19 protein-coding genes are annotated in these 20,540 nt (G+C 30.5%); 5 read left to right on the top strand and 14 right to left on the bottom strand.

Annotated elements, in window-relative coordinates:
* The first annotated feature begins 159 nt into the window (after positions 1-159).
* Entirely contained in the window at positions 160-771 is a 612-nt protein-coding gene (locus ACREV6_RS25250) for a DUF4230 domain-containing protein (RefSeq protein WP_431580797.1), read from the top strand.
* A gap of 97 nt (positions 772-868) precedes the next feature.
* Here the strand turns inward: ACREV6_RS25250 and ACREV6_RS25245 are convergent, their stop codons facing one another.
* The 4 genes from ACREV6_RS25245 to ACREV6_RS25230 form a co-directional block, all read right to left on the bottom strand.
* Positions 869-1,813, bottom strand: coding sequence for an ROK family protein (locus tag ACREV6_RS25245; protein WP_431580796.1), 945 nt, complete (start codon positions 1,811-1,813; stop codon positions 869-871).
* A 248-nt stretch (positions 1,814-2,061) separates the two neighbouring features.
* A complete protein-coding gene (locus tag ACREV6_RS25240) occupies positions 2,062-2,838 on the bottom strand; it encodes a TPM domain-containing protein (protein ID WP_431580892.1) in 777 nt (258 codons plus the stop codon).
* 109 nt (positions 2,839-2,947) lie between these two features.
* Positions 2,948-3,517: a LemA family protein gene (locus tag ACREV6_RS25235; protein WP_431580795.1), complete on the bottom strand. Its 570-nt coding sequence runs from the start codon at positions 3,515-3,517 to the stop codon at positions 2,948-2,950.
* Between the two features lie 288 nt (positions 3,518-3,805).
* On the bottom strand, positions 3,806-4,816 hold the full coding sequence (locus tag ACREV6_RS25230) for a MarR family transcriptional regulator (RefSeq protein WP_431580794.1): 1,011 nt from the start codon (positions 4,814-4,816) through the stop codon (positions 3,806-3,808).
* Positions 4,817-5,182: 366 nt separating this feature from the next.
* On the opposite strand from ACREV6_RS25230, the gene ACREV6_RS25225 reads away from it, so the two are divergent.
* Positions 5,183-6,847: a SulP family inorganic anion transporter gene (locus tag ACREV6_RS25225; protein ID WP_431580793.1), complete on the top strand. Its 1,665-nt coding sequence runs from the start codon at positions 5,183-5,185 to the stop codon at positions 6,845-6,847.
* Positions 6,848-6,917: 70 nt separating this feature from the next.
* Here ACREV6_RS25225 and ACREV6_RS25220 read toward each other — a convergent pair whose 3' ends face one another.
* Positions 6,918-7,091, bottom strand: a complete 174-nt coding sequence (locus tag ACREV6_RS25220; RefSeq protein ID WP_431580891.1) for a CoA-binding protein — start codon at positions 7,089-7,091, stop codon at positions 6,918-6,920.
* 255 nt (positions 7,092-7,346) lie between these two features.
* Here ACREV6_RS25220 and ACREV6_RS25215 point away from each other — a divergent pair, with 255 nt between their 5' ends.
* Positions 7,347-9,347: a fructose-1,6-bisphosphatase gene (locus ACREV6_RS25215; RefSeq protein WP_431580792.1), complete on the top strand. Its 2,001-nt coding sequence runs from the start codon at positions 7,347-7,349 to the stop codon at positions 9,345-9,347.
* Between the two features lie 118 nt (positions 9,348-9,465).
* Here ACREV6_RS25215 and ACREV6_RS25210 read toward each other — a convergent pair whose 3' ends face one another.
* From ACREV6_RS25210 to ACREV6_RS25195, 4 genes are all read right to left on the bottom strand, one after another.
* The gene (locus ACREV6_RS25210; RefSeq protein WP_431580791.1) at positions 9,466-9,657 is read right to left on the bottom strand and encodes a hypothetical protein; all 192 of its coding nucleotides are present in this window, start codon (positions 9,655-9,657) and stop codon (positions 9,466-9,468) included.
* Positions 9,658-9,796: 139 nt separating this feature from the next.
* A complete protein-coding gene (locus ACREV6_RS25205) occupies positions 9,797-11,140 on the bottom strand; it encodes a S1C family serine protease (protein WP_431580790.1) in 1,344 nt (447 codons plus the stop codon).
* Positions 11,141-11,537: 397 nt separating this feature from the next.
* Positions 11,538-12,764, bottom strand: coding sequence for a peptidase T (gene pepT / locus ACREV6_RS25200; protein WP_431580789.1), 1,227 nt, complete (start codon positions 12,762-12,764; stop codon positions 11,538-11,540).
* Between the two features lie 137 nt (positions 12,765-12,901).
* The gene (locus ACREV6_RS25195) at positions 12,902-13,492 is read right to left on the bottom strand and encodes a DUF1836 domain-containing protein (protein WP_431580788.1); all 591 of its coding nucleotides are present in this window, start codon (positions 13,490-13,492) and stop codon (positions 12,902-12,904) included.
* Positions 13,493-13,886: 394 nt separating this feature from the next.
* On the opposite strand from ACREV6_RS25195, the gene trhA reads away from it, so the two are divergent.
* Both trhA and ACREV6_RS25185 read left to right on the top strand, forming a co-directional pair.
* Entirely contained in the window at positions 13,887-14,540 is a 654-nt protein-coding gene (gene trhA, locus ACREV6_RS25190; RefSeq protein ID WP_431580787.1) for a PAQR family membrane homeostasis protein TrhA, read from the top strand.
* 129 nt (positions 14,541-14,669) lie between these two features.
* On the top strand, positions 14,670-15,158 hold the full coding sequence (locus tag ACREV6_RS25185; RefSeq protein WP_431580786.1) for a thioredoxin family protein: 489 nt from the start codon (positions 14,670-14,672) through the stop codon (positions 15,156-15,158).
* 75 nt (positions 15,159-15,233) lie between these two features.
* On the opposite strand, the gene ACREV6_RS25180 is transcribed toward ACREV6_RS25185, so the two are convergent.
* From ACREV6_RS25180 to ACREV6_RS25160, 5 genes are all read right to left on the bottom strand, one after another.
* Positions 15,234-16,406, bottom strand: coding sequence for an NAD(P)-dependent malic enzyme (locus ACREV6_RS25180; RefSeq protein ID WP_431580785.1), 1,173 nt, complete (start codon positions 16,404-16,406; stop codon positions 15,234-15,236).
* Between the two features lie 82 nt (positions 16,407-16,488).
* On the bottom strand, positions 16,489-17,118 hold the full coding sequence (gene nth, locus ACREV6_RS25175; protein ID WP_431580784.1) for an endonuclease III: 630 nt from the start codon (positions 17,116-17,118) through the stop codon (positions 16,489-16,491).
* Positions 17,119-17,264: 146 nt separating this feature from the next.
* Positions 17,265-18,224, bottom strand: coding sequence for an L-threonine 3-dehydrogenase (locus ACREV6_RS25170; RefSeq protein ID WP_431580783.1), 960 nt, complete (start codon positions 18,222-18,224; stop codon positions 17,265-17,267).
* A 98-nt stretch (positions 18,225-18,322) separates the two neighbouring features.
* Positions 18,323-19,516, bottom strand: a complete 1,194-nt coding sequence (locus ACREV6_RS25165) for a glycine C-acetyltransferase (RefSeq protein WP_431580782.1) — start codon at positions 19,514-19,516, stop codon at positions 18,323-18,325.
* Positions 19,517-19,804: 288 nt separating this feature from the next.
* Positions 19,805-20,512 (bottom strand): lysophospholipid acyltransferase family protein, encoded by a 708-nt coding sequence (locus tag ACREV6_RS25160; RefSeq protein ID WP_431580781.1) that lies wholly within the window; start codon positions 20,510-20,512, stop codon positions 19,805-19,807.
* Positions 20,513-20,540 lie beyond the last annotated feature (28 nt).

Below are 20,540 nucleotides of genomic sequence, written 5' to 3'. Positions count from 1 at the left end.
TTTTTAATTAGTGCAACCGTTTGCACTAAATTTTTTTTATTAATTATTACTCCCTACTTATACAAGTAATTAACTTTCCTTCTGAAATGCTATTAACTACCATATAATATATTAGCCATATTATATTATCATTTTAATATTATAAGGAGTTGCTTTAGCATGAATCTAAAATCAGTCTTCAAACCTATAAAACACAAAAATAAACTCTTTTTTTTAATTATACTTTTGTGCACAACTATCTCATCAATAATAATTTATTCCATTATAAGCAATTTTAATAATGATAAAGTTATAAGCACTACTGTTATTGCGGAGAGGTTGTCAAAAATATCAGAACTATCCACAACAAAATATAACTATTCCAACATAATAGCTCTAACAGATAGTAAAAAAATCAGAGATTTCCATATTCCCTTTACTGAAAAGTCCTTTTTAATCAAATACAGTGGCTATATTAAATCCGGGGTAGATTTAAAAGATTTAAATATTGTTGTACTTGAAAAAAGTATTACTATAACTTTAAAAAAATCTAAAATTCTTGATCATGTAATAAATAATGAAGATTTTTTTGTTTATGATGAAAAATCCTCAATGTTTAACAAACTTAGTATTCAGGATATGATAAATGAAATCAGCAATCAGAAAAATAAGGTTGAAGCTGATTTAATTAAAACAGGATTTTTAGATGTGGCTAATGCTAATGCTAAATTACTTTTACAAGGCATTTTATTGGATATGGGTTTTGAAAATGTAACCATACTTTTTAAATAAGTCACATTTAAAAATAATAAAATCACCATGAAAATTTATCAAATTTAATAAGTTTTCATGGTGATTAAAATTGCATTTTCAAAAACTAACTTTAAATTTATAGCTTGTCTAGCATTGCTGCTCCAATAATGCCAGCATCATTCCCTAGCGTTGCAATTTTTATGTAACAAACAGGTATTTCTTTAAACAATTTGTATTTTTTAATATCACTCAGCAGCGATTCCATAAAAAATTCCCCAGCTGCAGAAACTCCACCGCCAATGCCTATCATTGTTACATCCAAGATATTTAATATATTACAAATTCCTATAGCAAAATATTTAACGAACCTTTCTACAACTAAATTAGCTAATATATCTCCTTGTTTTGCACAATCAAAAATTATTTTAGCATCAATCCCATCCAAACCATTTGTTTTTTTTAGTATTAATGTATCCTGTGGATTTTCATTTATTAATTTTTTAGCATACTTAATTATACCTGTAGCTGAAGTAAAGGTTTCAAAGCAACCATTATTACCACAGGCACAATTATAAAAATTTTCTCCTACTATCATGTGTCCTATTTCTGCTGCTGAACCATTTTTTCCTCTATATAATTTACCATTTAAAATTATTCCTCCCCCCACACCAGTTCCTAAGGTTAAAAAGACTGAATTCAAATGATTTTTCATTGTTCCAAATAGATACTCTCCACCAGCTGCAGCGTTTGCATCATTTTCTATAAAGATTCTTTTACCAGTTTTTTCTTTAAGTATTTTACATATATCTACATTTTTCCATCCTAAATTTACACACTCTTTTATTATTCCACTCTTATAATCCACCAGGCCTGGAACCCCAATACCTATAAGTTCAATGTCATCCATAGAAGTATGGGACATTTCCAAGGTTTTATATATTAAATTAACCATATCATCTATTATTACTAGTGCCGATCTTGAAGCTAAGGTTGGTGTGCTTTTTTTAAGGACTATATCCCCTTCATTTGTAACAATACCTACAACTATATTAGTTCCACCTAAATCAATCCCTATACGCATAATTTTTACCTATCCTCTCATCTTTAATTAGCTCTTCTTGAAAAAATAACTAGTTAGAGTACTAGTGTATTTTCTTATAATTTGTATAATATACTTTTATAAATATTTAAAAGCAGAAAATAAATTGTTTTCTGCTTTTAAATATTTAATCTACCTATTAATATTATACTTTTAAATTTATAAAATTAACACTGTAATATAATCCAATAATCTAGCTTATTTTTATTACGTTCCACTAAATCAATATATTACCATCCTCCTGAGGAACCTCCACCACTTGATGACCCTCCCCCAAAACCTCCAGACCCACCTCCTGAACTGCCTCCGAACCCACCACCATTTCTTCCGCCCCGTCTACCTATTGAACTCCAAAAAAGTAGTGTAATTATAAATCTAGTTATTCGGCCTCTATTAAGAATAAAATCAAGAAGCACTAATACAATAACTCCTATTACTAGAATACCATTGGACTTTTTAGAGATGCTTGGATTTTTTTTACTTTCACTATATCTTGGAACATTAATATTTTTTTCTAGTTTTACTTCATATTCTTTAGCTATACTATCTGACAAAACTGAATATGCTGCTCTAATTCCCTGTCCATACTGATTTGCCTTGAATTTTGGTACTGCAAAATCATTCATTACTCTTGAGGAGTATATATCTGTAATAGCCCCTTCTAGCGCTGTACCCACTTCCACTCTCCACTTTTCATCTTTTAGTGATAATAAAATCAATAGACCATTATTCTTATCCTTTTGCCCTATGCCCCAGGTTTTAAAAATACCATTAGCATAAGATTCAATAGTTTCTCCCTGTAGTGAATCTATAACCACAACAGTAGCCTGGGCACCTGTTTTATCTTCTAATTCCTTGCCTACTGACAATATATATTGCATAGAATCACTATCTATTACTTTAGCATAATCATTAACATATTTTAACTGCGTAGGTCTGGGAAATTTAATCTCTGCATTTACTAAATTAATAGCCATTATCCCACTTAGTAAAAATGCACTTATCATAATCACAAAAAAATTTTTTGGTTTAATCTTATTTCTTATAGGTATATTCCAATTAATATCAGTAATTTTTTTCATTATTTTAAATAAATAATTCTTCATATTTTAGCTCCTACTTACTAAAGTTAACTTTTGGAACTTCTTTAGCGGATTCACTAGCTTTATAATATGCTCTTTCTTGAAATCTAAAAACCCCTGCAATAATGGTATTTGGAAATTTTTTAATTGTGGTGTTATAACTGTCAACACTTTTGTTATAATCCTGTCTTGCTATGCCTATTCTATTTTCTGTACCTTCTAGCGCTACAGTTAAATCCCTGAAATTCGCACTAGATTTTAAATCTGGATACCTTTCTACAACTACTAGAAGCCTTGATAATGCAGTACCAAGTTCGCTATCTGCTTGTGCTTTATCTCCTACGGTTTGCGCACCCCCTAGTTTTGCCCTAGCCTCAGCTATTTTTACAAAAATATCTTTTTCTTGAGAAGCGTAGCCTTTCACTGTTTCTACTAAATTTGGAATTAAATCTGATCTCCTCTGAAGCTGAGTATCTATGTTTCCTTCTGTTACTTTTACCTTTTGTTCTAAACTCACCATTTTATTGTAGCCTCCAATAATAGGCATTGCTATTACTAGAATTATTGCTACAACAATTGCAATTGTTCTTAAAGTTTTATTCATTTCTATACCACCTTTCTATTTTATAGAATATATAATAGTTGTTAATTATTTAATCCTTCTAATTATTAAATCAAATTTACCCTTATATAATAAGTTATGAATTTTATAAGGATACTATACTAATTTGCTATTTATTATTAAAAATTATGTATTATTTAAGAAAGATATTTTCTTAATGTACTGCAAGATACTCTAAATATTTTATAATAATAAAAGCAAAAAAAAATAAGCCCGTTACCATAAAAATAAAATCAGCAACTCCATGGGCTATATTAGAAATTTCAATTGTCAAAATGCTTTATTTTTAATAATATCAAAGGTCTTTTCAATATATTCAGCTGTTTTATGATTTCCTAATCTATTATTCATTCTACTTAAAAGGCCATTTAACTTTAACATATCCTTAGAATTTATATCCTTCAATTCTTGAAAAATCAAGAGTGTTTTTTGGTTTTTTGTGTAATCTTCTATTATTAAATTTTCACCAAGCTCCGATATATCTAAGTAATGAGCATTTTTTATTAGTGCTTTTTCTTTATGAATAAATTCCTTATTATTTAAATTTTTCACTATCACATGAACTGTAGATGGTGACCAGAAGCTAATTTCACTTAATTCACTTGAAGTAATTCCAGGGAACGCCGCTATTATCCATAATGCTCTAAGTTGAGGATATGTAATATTAAATTCCTTAAGTGGTTCTCTATGATTACTTTTAACAGTTAAAATGAATGTTCTTAAAAGATTATATATACTAATTGTCTTTTTTATAATACTAATCGTATTTATATCAAAATCTTTGAAGTCAATTTTTAAATTCATTTCATTAATCTTCTTAATATAATCGAAAATAAATTCTTTCTTTTCTTTTATGATGATTTCAGTGAAAATATCTATAATAAAATCCAATTCCTTATGTGAAAATGTGCCTATTAAGTCAAAAAGGTAAAACTTTTTTTGCTTATCTTGTTTATTTATATCAATAAACCAATTACCCATTTCTGTTAATTGAAACTTGTATACTTTTCTATTAATAGTTGCTTCTTTAAATATCAACTTTTTATTCATTAAAATCTTAATCATATTACTAACTGTAGGTGAAGTCCAACAACCAATCCTTGCGATATTGCTAAGTGAAGTTCCTGGATATACTTTAATAATCCATAGAACTCTAAGTTGTGGCAGCGTTATACTCGACGTCTCCACCATCCTTCCGTAATTAGATTCAATTTTCAAAAAAGCATACCTTGCTAGATTATATAACGAATGTACATTAAACAAATACTCACTTTGTTCCATAATTTCCCCTTATGTGCCCTAATATGACAGTTATTTTTTATATAAATCACTATTTTCATATGCCTGTCTATCGTTCAATAGATTGTACCAAAAATATTATATCAAATCAACATAAGGATTTTATATTATGAAAAAATGAACATTATTAATTGTTTTTTTTCGCAAAATATGATATTATTATACATGATATGTAGTATTTAATATCGCATGTCCTTAAATATAATTTTATTGTTTTTAAGTTTTTCATCTTAAGAACTAATATATTTATATAAGATAATATTAAAAGTGACTAATTTCAAGTAAAATATTACTTGAATATATTTTATTTCTAATATTCGAATGCTAATTAAATAGAGGAGTGAAAATATGTTCGTACCAAAACTGTTTACCTGTTTAAAGACCTATTCAAAGGATCAATTTATTAAAGATTTTATTGCTGGAATCATTGTTGCCATTATTGCTTTGCCTTTAGCTATAGCTCTCGCAATAGCTTCTGGAGTCTCTCCTGAAAAAGGAATTTACACTGCCATTGTAGGTGGCTTTGTAGTCTCTTTACTTGGGGGAAGCAGAGTTCAAATTGGAGGTCCCACTGGCGCTTTTGTAGTTATTGTATTTGGTATTGTTGAAAAATTTGGAATTGACGGCCTAATCGTAGCTACAATAATGGCAGGCATCTTTCTTATAATAATGGGCTTTCTAAAATTTGGCGGTATGCTAAAATTCATTCCCTACCCCATTACCACTGGATTTACAAGCGGTATTGCTATTATTATTTTTTCCACTCAGATTAAAGACTTTTTTGGGCTAACCATGAAAACTGTACCCTCAGAATTTATTCCTAAATGGGGTGCTTATTTTAATAGTTTTAGCACTTTAAATTTACAAAGTATGCTTATCGGTATTCTTTCACTTTTAATAATTATATTTTGGCCTAAAATAAATAAAAAAATACCAGGAACGCTTATTGCAATAGTATTAACTACTGTAATAACTCTTTTATTTAATTTGAATATAGAGACCATTGGAAGTCGTTTCGGTGATATTTCAAGTGCATTGCCTAGTATTTCTCTTCCTCATACTTCTTTTGCTATGATTAAAGAGCTTATGCTTCCAGCTCTAACCATTGCAATTTTAGGTTCAATAGAATCGCTTTTATCTGCTGTAGTAGCTGATGGTATGATCGGTGGTTCACATCGTTCTAACATGGAGCTTGTAGCTCAAGGGGCAGCTAATATTTGCTCCGGACTTGTGGGCGGTATACCAGTAACTGGTGCCATAGCAAGAACTGCAGCAAATGTAAAAAATGGTGGTAGAACTCCCGTTGCGGGTATTGTTCATTCACTGGCTCTATTAATAATACTTCTAGTATGTATGCCCTATGTAAAACTTGTACCTATGTCATCTTTGGCTGCAATATTAATTATAGTATCTTATAATATGGGTGAATGGGAAGCTTTCCAAAGAATATTTAAAGCCCCTAAAAGCGATTCCTTAGTGCTATTGGTTACTTTTTTACTAACAATTTTCTTTGACTTAGTAATTGCTATAGGCATAGGTCTACTTCTTGCCTCATTACTATTTATGAGAAGAATGGCCGATGTTTCGGATGTGCGATATATTCTTGATGAATATGAAGATGAAGACCACCTAGAACTTATTGATAGCATAAAAACTCCAGAAAATGTATCTTTATATGAGATTAATGGTCCTTTCTTTTTCGGTGCAGCGGATAAATTTATGCATGCAATTAGAGAAATAGGGATTCCTACTAAAATATTAATTGTAAAAATGTTAAATGTGCCGGCTATGGATGCCACCGGATATCATGCATTAGAAATGCTTTATGGTATTTGCACAAAACATCACACTCACTTAATAATATTAAATCTTCAAGAACAACCTACTACGGTTCTTTTGAAATATGGATTTATAGATGCTTTAGGAAAAGAAAATATCTGCAGTAATCTTGATGAAGCTATTGAAAGAGCTAATATCTTATTAGAAAAGCCTAATGCATTATCTAAAAAATAAATTTCTGTTCAACAGTTAAAAAGTACACTGGCATGAGCCAGTGTACTTTTATTCTTTAATCCACATAATTTTAAATTTCACCTAATTCTACACATATACATATACGAAAAACCATATTTAGTTCATTATTTTTAGCCTTATCTAAAACTTGGGGGTTGTAAGAACCTGGTTGAACCCATACATTTCCTATTTCACATTCTACAATCTTATCTAGGGCCTTTATTGCTACATTAGGATTTACTATAACACTTACCGCATTATATCATATAATATAATTATCTAAAGACTATACTTTTGCAGTGTTTTTGTTAAGGAATCTTTATTAAAACAAAAAATATTTTGTTTACATATAACAATATTCTATTATAATGTATTATACTATTAAGTGTAGCCTTTATATTAAATATGCTACACAAGTCAACTGCCATCTACCATAAATGGATAGTGGTTTTCTTCTAAAAACTTATAAAATTATTGCAATTATAAAGGAGAGTCAAAAATGATATTTTCTAGTGAGACACCCATTGATACTATAGAAGAAGATTTGAGATATCTTAAATTATTGGCTAGCAAGTATCCTACAATTCCAGATGCTTGTACAGAAATCATAAATTTACAAGCTATTTTAAATCTACCTAAAGGAACTGAGCATTTCCTTACAGATGTTCATGGTGAATATGAATCTTTTACTCATGTTCTTAGGAATGCCTCTGGAGTAATCAAAAGAAAAATTAACGATATTTTTGGTAATTCACTTAGGGAAATTGAAAAAAAAGAACTAGCAACCATTATATATTATCCGGAACAAAAGTTAGACCTAGCACTTAGAGAAGAAGTTGATATAGATGATTGGTACAAAATTACCCTTCATAAGCTTATTAAAATTTGTAGAACCATTTCCTCTAAATATACTAGATCTAAAGTTAGAAAAGCACTGCCTCCAGATTTTGCATACATTATTGAGGAATTACTTCACGAACAACAGAATACCTTTAATAAGCAGGAGTATTACAATGGAATTATTCAAACTATAATTAAAATTGGTAGAGCTAAAGAATTTATAGTTGCTATTTCAAACCTAATTCAAAGGCTTACTATAGATAGACTTCATATTCTAGGCGATATTTATGATAGAGGTCCTGGGGCTCACATAATCTTAGATACTCTTATGCACTACCACTCTATTGATATCCAGTGGGGTAACCACGATATACTTTGGATGGGAGCAGCCGCTGGCTCTGAGAGTTGCATTGCTAATGTTCTTCGTATTTCAACCAGATATGCAAATTTAGATACAGTGGAAGAAGGTTATGGTATAAACTTATTGCCGCTAGCAACCTTCGCTTTAGATTTTTATAAAGATGACCCCTGTAAATCCTTTAAGCCTAAAGTTTTTCCTGAAAATAATTATAGAGAAAATGACCTTAATTTAATGTCTCAAATGCATAAAGCCATTGCTATAATTCAGTTTAAACTTGAAGGTGCCATAATAAAAAGATGTCCTCATTATGAAATGCAAAATAGATTACTTCTCCATAAAATAGACTATGAAAAGGGTACCATAGATATCGATGGAAAAGAATATATACTAAACGATACTAATTTTCCAACTATAGATCCCAAAGACCCTTATAAATTAACCCAAGAGGAAAGAGAACTTGTAGGCAAACTTAAATCTTCTTTCTCAAATAGTGAAAAGCTTCAAAAACATGTACGTTTTCTATATTCTAAAGGAAGTATGTACTTAAAATACAACTCCAACTTGCTTTATCATGGATGTATTGCACTAAACCAAGATGGTAGCTTTAAGAAAATGAAAATAGACAATGTTACTTATAGTGGAAAATCCTATATAGATAGGACTGAGCGAATAGCAAGAGAAGCTTACTTTGGGAAAGTTGATTCAGAATCCAAGCTTTATGCCTTAGACTCCATATGGTATTTATGGTGTGGTTCCAATTCTCCACTATTTGGTAAAGATAAAATGACTACCTTTGAAAGATATTTTATAAATGACAAAAGTACTCATAAAGAAATTAAGAATCCATATTATAGCTATAGAGATGATGAAACAATATGCAATAATATATTGTCTGAATTTGAATTAAATCCCAAGGAGTCACACATTATAAATGGTCATGTTCCAGTAAAGACTAAGCAAGGTGAGAGTCCTATAAAAGCTAATGGTAAACTTTTAGTTATTGATGGTGGCTTTTCTAAGGCCTACCAACCAGAGACAGGCATAGCAGGATATACGCTTATTTATAATTCTTATGGATTGCTACTCGCATCCCATGCTCCTTTTGAATCTACTCAAAAGGCTATTGATGAAGGCAAGGATATCCTTTCTTCTACTATAGTTTTAGAAAAATCTACAAATCGTATACGTGTAACAGATACGGATGTGGGTTTAGAAATAAAGGATCAAATTAAAGATTTAGAACTACTTCTTACAGCATATAGAAAAGGTCTTATTAAAGAACAACGGGTAACCTTATAAAAAATCTTACATTTAAAGCCACTTGCCTCCAAATGAGCCAAGTGGCTTTAAATTTATTATATATCACCTTACAACATAATATGAGTTATGAGTAACTTAATTAGCGTAGCTACTATTGCTACTTTTTGTCATGTATACTTAATAATTCTTGTAGTTTCTGAGCTTGCATTGCAGATTGTTCTGCAAATTCCCTAAACGTATTACTAACTTGTTCTTCTGATACTTCTCTTGCAAATGATTGATAGTCTCTAACATTTTCTTGTGCGTCTAGTAATTTTTTCATAATAGTATCTCTAGTATTCATTTCCATTTTCATCACTCCTTCAATAATATTTTCCCACAAAAGATATTTTTTTATGTATTTTAAATTTCGTTATTGGTTAATAATAAAAAAAGAAATTGGGAATCATAATTTCCAATTTCTTTTATTTTTCATATATATATTAAATTTACTCTGAAAGAGTTATATTTATTTTTATTGTCTTTCCATTTCTAACTAACTCTGCTTTAATTACATCCCCAGCTTTATGCGTACCTTTAATCTTATTTATTTCTTCCACAGTTTTAATCTTTTTACCATCAAACTGTGTAATAATATCTCCAGGCACTATACCCGCTTTTTCTGCAGCACTAAACTCTTTAATCTGTGAAACATATACTCCTACTGGCATATTATATTCCTTAGCTCTATCTTCAGTTATATTTTTGCAAGTAATTCCTATACTGAGAATCGGTTTAATTAAGGCCTCCATTTTAGGGTTTACTGTATTAATTGGTATTGCAAAACCCAATCCTTCTACCCCTTCTTGGCCTATTTTAGCAGTATTTATTCCTATAACTTGACCCTTAGTATTCACAAGTGGCCCACCACTATTCCCTGGGTTAATAGCTGCATCTGTTTGGATAAATTTCAAATCTTTATTTTCAATGCTTACTTGCCTATTAACTGCACTAACAATTCCTGTAGTAACAGATCCTAAAAATTCTTTTCCTAAAGGATTCCCAATTGCTACTACTGATTCTCCTACTTCAAGCTTATCCGAATCTCCAAATTCAGCAATACCTGGAACCTTAGTTCCATCTGCTAATTTAATTACAGCTACATCTGCTGCAGCATCATAATTAATTATTTTTGCAGAAACTTCGCGTCCATCACTAAGCATAACTTTAATATTCTGTGCTGCGCTTATGACATGATAATTAGTTAAAATATATCCATCTTCACTAAATATCATACCAGTACCCACACCTTCTGGCTGAGTACCCTGCCCTCTAACCGCGCTACTTACACTAGTACTATTGGTAGAAATTGCAACTACTGCTGGGCTTACCTTTTTTACAATTTCAGGTACAGTTAAATTTTCTGTACTACTGGCAGGTATAAGCTTTGCTTTTGAATTGCTAGCAACCGTTGTAGCAGTTGTTTTGGGTGTATTAGTAGTGCTTGTATTTTTCATCATATTCATCGTAACAACAGCAGAACCTACCCCTCCAAGTGTAGAGCATATTGCACCTACTATTATATAGGATACTATCCTTTTTCTCATACCACCTTTATCTTTTTTCACCTTCTTATCATTTATTTCAGTGTAATTGGCATCTTCTAATTGTAGAGGCAAAGTTTCACTCTGTTTTTCGCTAAGCACATCTTTAGGTACATTTACATTTTGCTCCTCGTTACCACCCCAAAAATTGTTCTCACTGCTAACTTCATTTTTATTTATTACATCATTATTCATATTTTCATTAGTTTCATTATTAGTGTTATTATTAGTGTTATTATTTTCGTTCATATTATTGCCCTCCTTATTGGAATTAGTTTCTATAGTAAAATTATTATCGCTCATCTAACTTAAATCATCATCTGTGGTGCTTCAATATTAACAACTTCAGAAATGTCGTTAGCTTTATAGTAAATAGGATATTTATATGTCTTTTTGAATTTCTGCTTGTATTTTACCTTTAAGTATATATTAATACTTCTATGTTACAGTTTAGTGTCAACTTTATTAACAAACCTTTAATAAACATTGTATATTTTTAAAACACTATTTATTATTTACACTTTAGTTAGTATGTACAATTATTTGTATTTATAAAAAAATAGTGAAATCATTATATAAAAATATAATGATTTCACTATTTAACCACAATTCACTATTGAATTGTTATTTATATTTAAACGTACTATTATTTACCAGCATATAGTTCAACTATTTTAAGTATTACATCAACAGCTTTTTCCATAGCGAATGTAGGTATAAACTCATATTTACCATGAAAATTATGTCCACCTGCAAATATATTTGGTGTAGGAAGTCCCATAAATGAAAGCCTCGCACCATCCGTACCGCCTCTAATAGGTACCATTATAGGATTCACTCCTACCTCCTTCATAGCCAAAAATGCTGTATCTACAATATGTTTAACTGGCTCTATTTTTTCTTTCATATTAAAATATTGGTCCTTTATTTCTATTTCAACGGTTCCAGTACCATATTTATCATTTAGCGTCTTTACTATATTTTTTATAAATCTTTTCCTATTTTCATAGCCTTCACTCTCAAAATCTCTTATAATATATTGAAGTTTTGTTGTTTCAACATCTCCATTAAGAGCAATTAAATGATAAAATCCCTCGTAACCTTCTGTAGTACCTGGTGTCTCATTTGATGGCAATAAATTCATAAATTCGTTTGCTATAAGTGTAGAGTGAATCATTTTTCCTTTTGCTGAACCTGGGTGAACATTTCTGCCATGAATAGAAATTTTCGCGCCTGCAGCATTAAAATTTTCGGACTCTAATTCCCCAATGGTACCGCCATCCATAGTATATGCAAAATCGCAAGCAAATTTTTTCACATCGAAAAGATCTGCCCCACGTCCTACTTCTTCATCCGGTGTAAATCCAATACAAACCTTACCATGTGGAAAGCTAGGATTTTCCATTAAATACTCTACAGCAGTCATTATCTCAGAAATTCCAGCTTTATCATCAGCTCCTAGTAGTGTAGTTCCATCTGTAGTTATAAGAGTTTTTCCTATATAATTCTTGAGCTCTGGAAAATCTTTTGGGGATAATACTATATTATTTTCTTTATTTAATATTATGTCTTCTCCGTCATAGTTGTAAACAAAGTTAGGCTTAACGTTTTTTCCTGACATATCTGGAGCAGTATCCATATGTGCTATAAATCCTATTGTTGGTATATCTTTTTCTACATTTGACGGAATAGTAGCCATTACATATCCATTATCATCTATACTTACCTCTTGTATACCCATTTCCTTTAATTCAGCAACTAATTGTTTGCCAAGTATCATTTGACCATTTGTACTTGGAACGGTAGTTGATTCCTCATCAGATTTAGTATCGTAGCTTACATATTTTAAAAATTTTTCTACAACTTTTGACATACACCCATCTCCTTATTTTCATGTACCTAATTGATTTTATTTATTGTATACATTTACATTATACTACAATAAGTCCAAATTTTAAACATTGATAATAAGACATTTTTACATTTCAAAAATAAGATATATAAAATTTATTATTTTTTATTCAGAAAGCTATCAATTAATTTTTCTGCCATTCTTTTTTGCATATTAGCCTTATTAATAAGTAGCAATACCATTAATATTAATTCTAATAACTCTCCATCTTTTTTTCCCATTTCTTTAATTCTACTTTTTATAAATTCCGAGTCTTTATCTATATCACTTACAAAATTTTGATTTTGAACTTCTTTGATATCTAAAAAATTATCATATAAATTTTCCAATGAAATACTAGTACCTTTTGGGGCTTTTATATCGATAATAGAATCAAAAATAGTATTGATATCATTAATTGATATGCTCTGCTTTAAATTATAAATAAGCATAAGCAGTATCATATGCTCATTAGTATATTTCTTGTTTTTTGCTGGCATCAATACTTTACCTTTAGTATAGTTATTAATCATAGTTTTTGTAAGAATCTTATCATCATCATTTCTTTTAAGACTTCCCAGTTTTTCATTAAAGAAAGTTGTAACTTGATCCATATATAAATCTACGCAAGGTATTTCCATTAAAGTAATATCCTTTGTTCCTATAATCTCTTCTACTAATTTATCTAAACTTTCCTTGTTATATTCCATTTATTTCACCTCACCTTCATTATATAGCATTAATTACTAGTAATCCACAAATAAACGTAATCTATGAGCGGGTGTTAACTAAATATAATAGTACTTGTGAATTACTATTATTGGCTCAATATATTTGTAGCATTCCTAAGCTATAGGTTGCAATTTAACAATAATTTAAATTATTGCCCAAATTCAGTATAAATATGAATTATATCATTATTGATATATACTATTTTATATTGTAGTATTAACATATGTTTAACATAGTTATAAAAACTATGTATAAGATTTTCATAACTGGATATCCTATATTTAGCCAGTACATATCACAAAGAGTTTTGTCTTTGTTTTTTTATATTATTACCTATAAATAAAAAATTATGAATTAGAAGGAGTGATCCATTTGTTATCAAAATTTAGAGAACCTGTAAGTAGCATTACACATTTAATTGGTGCCCTTTTATCCACAATAGCCTTAATACTTCTCATTAAGTACTCTTTAGACACAACAAACGTATATAACACTATTATCCTTGCAGTGTTTGGAATAAGCTCAATACTACTTTACTGTGCAAGTTCAACTTATCATAAATCCACATCTTCAGAAAAAGTTATAAAAATACTTAGAAGAGTAGACCATTCTATGATATATGTTCTAATTGCAGGTACTTATACTCCTATATGCTTAATTGCTTTAAAAGGCACAATGGGAACCGTACTTTTCGTAGTTATTTGGCTACTGGCTCTTATAGGAATTGTACTTAAAATTGTTTGGTTTGATGCACCTAGATGGTTATACACTGGATTTTATATTTTAATGGGTTGGATTTCCATTTTTGCTGTTATACCTATTATAAAAGCTGTATCTTTAGGTGGATTTATGTGGCTTCTAGCCGGTGGTCTCTTTTATACTATTGGAGGGCTTATCTATGCAACTAAATGGCCCAAAATAAATCTTAAGCTTTTTGGATTTCATGAAATATTTCATATTTTTATAATGCTGGGCAGTCTTTGCCTTTATGTACTTATGTTTAAGTACATAATGTACATTAACTAAGTTTGTATTATCTAGTCACATGCTAATAAGTAACAAGTCAATAAAAGTATCTTTGACTTGTTATTTATTAGCATGTGCACTATTATTAAATTAGAATTAATAATTTCACTGAAAGTAGGGATGTTAATTATGATAAACTTATCAAAAGGTTTAACTTTTGAAGAGTACTTGGAAAAATCCGAACTAGAATATGGCGATATACAGCTTATAACCTATAATTCTACTACCTTGTCTTCAGTCACTAAAGAATCTCTAAGAAATTTAACTTCAACTATTAATGTTGCAGTTTTTTCTGAAGGATACTGTCCTGATTGCATTGTTACGCTACCCTTTATTAAAAGAATGGCAGAACAAAATAAAAACATAAAATTATATTGTTTTCCCAAAAGTGGTTATGAAAGCTTTTTAGAAGAATACACAGGTGAAGTCCGCATTCCAGCTATTATAACTTTTGATTCAGAAATGACTCCAAAGGGAGCTTATGTGGAGTTCCCAAAAAAACTACTAGAAAAGATGATGCCTTTAAAAATTGAAGAAAAGAAAAATCTAGTCAATGATTATAGGCTTGGAAAATATAATGACCTTATTGAGGAAGAACTTTTAGATATAATTCTATGATTTTCATAAAATTTAAAAGCCCTTTAATGTTTGCAAACATTAAAGGGCTTTATCTATCAGTTCTATACTTTAGATCTAAATTCTAGCGAGACCCATTTCCCTTGCAACCCTCATAACCTCTTTAGTTACAGATTCACAGACTCTAGGGTCAAAAACATCTGGAATTATATAATCTGCGGATAATTTTTCATTACTAATCAAATTAGCAATTCCTCTAGCTGCTCCCAGTTTCATTTCATCATTAATTTCCTTTGTTCTAACTGCTAGCGCACCTTTAAATATTCCTGGGAAAACAAGAACATTATTTATTTGATTTGCAAAGTCTGATCTTCCCGTAGCCACCACTGCAGCCCCAGCCTCTTTTGCAACATCTGGCATAATCTCTGGTGTTGGATTAGCCATGGCAAAGACTATGCTATTTTTATTCATAGTTGAAACCATTTCACTTGTCAATACTCCTGGTGCAGATACTCCTATAAAAACATCCGCGCCTACAATTATTTCTTTTAAAGTTCCTCTTTTAATGTGTCTATTTGTACTTTTGGCAATTTCAGCTTGAGCTGGATTTAAAATAGCGTCGCCTTCAACTACTGCTCCATGTTTATCACAGAGTAATATATTTTTAGCTCCTGCACTAAATAACAGCTTACATATTGCAATTCCAGCGGATCCCGCTCCATTAATTACTATGTTTGCACTTTCTAATTTTTTATTAACAAATTTTAAAGCATTATAAAGTCCTGCTAAAACCACTATTGCAGTACCATGCTGATCATCATGAAATACAGGTATATCCAATTCTTCTTTTAATCTTTTTTCTATATAAAAACATTCTGGTGCTTTTATATCTTCAAGATTTATCCCTCCAAATACTGGAGATATTAATTTAACTGTTCTTATAATTTCTTCAGGATCTTCGGTGTCCAGACATATAGGAAAAGCATCTATTCCTCCAAATTTCTTGAATAATAGAGCTTTACCTTCCATTACAGGCAGTCCTGCCTCTGGACCAATATTGCCAAGTCCAAGAACCGCTGTACCGTTAGTAACTATTGCCACAGTATTTCCTTTTATAGTGTAATCATAAACTTTATTTTTATCTTTTGCAATTTCTAAACAAGGCTCTGCTACCCCTGGGGTATAAGCAATAGATAGATCATGTTTATTTTCAAGTTCTATTTTCCCTATCACTTCCAAAACGCCTCTATTTTTTTTATGCATCCTCAATGATTCTTCTTGTATTGTCATCTAAAAGCCTCCCTATTATTCTGTAGCATCTATATTGATTACTAATTTAATATTTAAATTTTGTGAATTAGCGTATAAATATCTATTTTCCATTTAAAAATTCACAATATGGCGCTATAGGACACATATCACAATTAGGCTTCCTAGCTTTACATAATTTTCTTCCATGCCATATAATATAATGATGAGCATCACTCCACATTTTTTTAGGAATATTTTTCATAAGCTCTTGCTCTACCTCTTCCACATTTTTTCCTGAGGCAAGGCCAATTCTTTTTGAAACTCTAAAAACATGTGTATCTACGGCAATGGCAGGAACGCCAAATGCATTAGATAATACCACATTAGCTGTCTTTCGTCCTACACCGTTTAACTCTATTAATTCCTCCATAGTACTTGGTACTAGGCCCCCATATTTTTCTAAAATAACTTTTGTAGCACCTAATATATTTTTACTCTTATTATTATAAAATCCACAGCTTTTAATTTTTTCTCCTAGTTCCTCTTGTGATAGTGTAATCATAGCTGCAGGTGTATTATATTCCCTATACAGCACTTTTGTAACAATATTTACTCTCTCATCAGTGCATTGTGCTGATAGTATAGTTGAAACTAAAAGTTCATAATGATTGTTGAAATTAAGGCCACACTTTGCACCTGCGTATGTTTCATTAAGAATTTCAAGTACTTTTTTAATTGTTTTTTTATTCATATAAATCACCTACTTTTTACTAGCAAGAATATTTCCTTAGGATTATTCTATCACATTCTATACCAAAATAATCTAATTCTAGAATTATTAATAAAAATACGTTGTTTTCCTCATATATGAGGAAAACAACGTATAAATTATAACTATTACTTAGCGCCAATTCCTTTAGCACGTAATTTTTGGAGCATATCAGTAGTCATTTTTGCTAAATCATATTCAGCTACAAATCCCCACTCATTTTTAGCACAAGTTGAATCCATTGAATTTGGCCATGAATCAGCGATTCCTTGTCTTATTGGATCTACATCATAATCCATAATAAAACCAGGCATATGTTTTTTGATTTCAGCAGCTATTTCTTCCGGTTCAAAACTCATAGCTGCAATGTTGAATGCATTTCTATGTATTAGTTTTGATGCATCCGCTTCCAATAAATTAATTATTGCATTTATTGCATCTGGCATATACATCATATCCATTTTTGTACCACTGGCAATGAATGAGGTGTATTTGCCTGATTTTAATGCTTCATAATATATGTCAACTGCATAATCAGTTGTTCCGCCTCCTGGAAGAACTTCATAAGAAATTAGTCCTGGGAACCGAACTCCTCTTGTATCAACCCCAAATTTTTTATAGTAATAATCACATAATAATTCTCCTGCAACTTTATTTACACCATACATAGTTGTTGGTCTTTGAATTGTATCTTGAGGAGTATCATCTTTAGGCGTAGATGGTCCAAATGCACCTATAGAGCTTGGTGTAAAGAACTTACACTTCACTTCTCTTGCAACTTCTAAAGCGTTTACAAGCCCACCCATATTTATATTCCAAGCAAGTAGCGGTTTTGCTTCTGCTGTTGCTGATAATAGCGCTGCTAAATGAACTAATGTATCTATTTCATATTTTTTAGCAAGATGGAGCATAGCTTCATGATCGGTTACATCCAATATTTCAAAAGGCCCGGTGGTAACTACGGGACTACCCTCTAGCTTTCTTAAATCTGTAGATATTACATTTTCATTACCATAAATTCCTCTCATTCTCATTACCAGTTCTGAACCTATCTGCCCTAAGGCTCCTGTTACTAATATTTTCTTCATTATATTACCTCCATATTTAGCTTACAACACATAATATTGTAAACGTTTAAATTAATAGGTATAACGCCTAATTATTAGGCGTTATACTCTGATTATATTTATTTTATTATTTTCATTTCTTTTCCAACTTTTTCATAAATAGCTAATGCTTTGTCTAACATTTCTTTTGTATGCGCTGCTGTAGGCATATTTCTTACTCTTCCAGTTCCTTTTCTAACTGTTGGGAAAACTATTGATTTTGCGTAAACGCCCTCTTCAAATAGTCTTTTACTGAATTCTTGAGTTTTTACTTCGTCTCCTATGATACATGGAGTAATTGGAGTTTCGCTGTTTCCAATATCGAATCCAAGTTCTTTTAAACCCTTCTTCAAATAATTTGCATTATCCCAAAGTTTATCATGTAATTCCGTACTTTCTGTAAGAATATTAATAGCTTCAATCGCAGCGCCTGCTGCTCCTGGAGTTAGTGATGTTGAGAATAAGAATGGTCTAGCACGAACCATAAGCCAATCAATTAAGTCTCTTGTTCCAGCTACATATCCACCTACAACACCAATGGCCTTTGATAGTGTACCAATTTGAAAGTCTATCTTATCAGACAGTCCAAAATGATGTACAGTACCCGTACCTTTTCCCATTACTCCTGAACCATGAGCGTCATCTACGTATGTTATTAAGTCAAACTCTTCTGCTATTTTTACAATTTCAGGAAGTTTAGCAACATCGCCATCCATAGAGAATACACCGTCAGTAATAACCATTATTTTCTCATATAAGCCTGACTCTACTGCTTCTTTTGCTTTATTTCTTAAATCTACCATATCTGAATGTTCTACTCTTATGATTTTGGCACCAGATAATCTACATCCATCTATTATGGATGCATGATTTAAGGAATCTGAAAGAATAGCATCTTTTTTATTCATTACTGCTGAAATTGCTCCCATATTACAATTGAATCCTGACTGGAAAGCAATAGCCGCCTCTGTATGTTTAAATTCAGCAAGTTTTTGTTCTAATTTAGTATGTATTTCTAAAGTACCATTTATTGTTCTAACGGCACCTGCTCCTGAACCATACTTTTTAGTTGCTTCAATAGTAGCTTCAATCATTCTAGGATTAGTAGCAAGACCTAAGTAGTTATTTGAAGATAGGTTAACTAATTCATTATCTCCAATTTTAATAACAGGTCCATTTGAACTCTTTAGTACATTTATTACGTTATACAAACCTTTACTTTTTAAATCATCTAAATTATCTTTTAAAAATTTTCCTAATACTTTACTTCCCATAGTAACATGCCTCCAACCTTTTATTTTGTATATTCCTATAAAAATATATAAGAATTTTATATTTAATCTCAACTCCATTATATATCTTTTAGCTCCAAATGCCAAATCAAATTGCAAAACGTTTACTTTAAAAGCAATATTCCTTTTATTTTTTTTATACTTATGAATTTTTTCTATCATTTCCAATTATTACGTTTCATTTCTTTAAGCTTAATAATACACAATTAAAAAACAAGATTTCATTTTTTAGAACTCTTGTTTTCAATCGCCTTATTTTTTTATTATTACCTATTTAGAATCAGAATATACTCCTCTATATTGTTCTGGAAGTAGCACCGCTATACCACACATTATTTCACGCATAGCCCTATCATGATACTGATTTTTATCCTCATCGGCCTTTTTACTAGGAAGCATAATAGACTCCCCAACATTAATATTTACATCTGCATAATTGAATTTTTCTGAGGCCATGTTATTTTCATTAATAGGCAATAATTTTTCTGTTCCCCAAATTCCCATGGGAACAATTGTTGCCTTTGATAATTTAGCCATTAATAAAAGACCCTTCTTTGCTTCTGCCATTTGCCCGCTTCTACTCCTGGTTCCTTCTGGAAAAATCATAATGTTATTTCCTTGCTTTAGAGTATTAATGATTTTAGATATAGCTTCCTTATCTGCAGAATTGGGTTTTATATTTATAGTCTTAGCTACGTGAAACCCTAGTTTAGTAAGCTTGTTATCAGTTAACTTTACGCCTGCCACAAAAGTTACATTATTATCCTTTAATAGCCTATTCATAATTATACCATCTGCATTACTTAAATGATTGCATATGAAAATTATAGGAGACTTTACCTTCACAATTTTCTCCATCCCGCAAGTTTTTATATTTGCATATTTATTAATATATGAATCAATCAATTTATTTGCTATAAATGATACAACTTTATCCGGCAAAAAATCTATTATTTTTAGTACTATTGGAGAAATCATTAAAATTCCACCTTTCTTAAAAAAATAT

Origin of the sequence: Clostridium sp. (assembly GCF_050717515.1) — a bacterium.
In the GTDB taxonomy this organism is placed as follows: domain Bacteria; phylum Bacillota; class Clostridia; order Clostridiales; family Clostridiaceae; genus Clostridium_AD.
The sequence above is the reverse complement of the archived record's forward strand: the minus strand, read 5'-3'. Positions and strand labels throughout refer to the sequence as shown.